General features: G+C 57.8%; 1 protein-coding gene. It reads right to left on the minus strand.

Annotated elements, in window-relative coordinates; genetic code table 11:
• A partial coding sequence (psbQ, locus tag D2V08_RS18110) for a photosystem II protein PsbQ (protein WP_245980440.1) occupies positions 1-341 on the minus strand: 341 nt, incomplete at its 3' end.
• Positions 342-389: the final 48 nt, after the last annotated feature.

Below are 389 nucleotides of genomic sequence, written 5' to 3' on the forward strand. Positions count from 1 at the left end.
GCAGAAATGACGGTGTTGAGGTCATAACGGAGGTACTCTGCTTTTGAACGGAGGTCGTTTTGTACGTAGGGCCAAGCCTTCTTGTCGATGAGCGACTTCACGCCAACAATTTCCTTGGCAGATTCCTTCGCCCTCGCTGCTGCCTCTGCTGGTGCCAGTGGCTGAAGGTAGAACCTGTTCTTCAGGGGCAAGTCAAAGTCTCTTGCTTCGTCCGAGTTCAAGGTCCCAGGCAGACCGCCGGAGGGTGGTGGCGGTGGTCCAACCTTGATGGGCTTGGCTTCAGCGAGCACGGCTTGAACGAAGGAACCTGAGACGATCCCAGCCGCAACAAGCCCCAACATGGCTCGGCGGCTCGTCTCAGTCTCGCCTGAGCTCTGTTGCTGTGCGCG

The organism is Flagellimonas lutimaris (assembly GCF_003581615.1).
Lineage (GTDB): Bacteria > Bacteroidota > Bacteroidia > Flavobacteriales > Flavobacteriaceae > Flagellimonas > Flagellimonas lutimaris.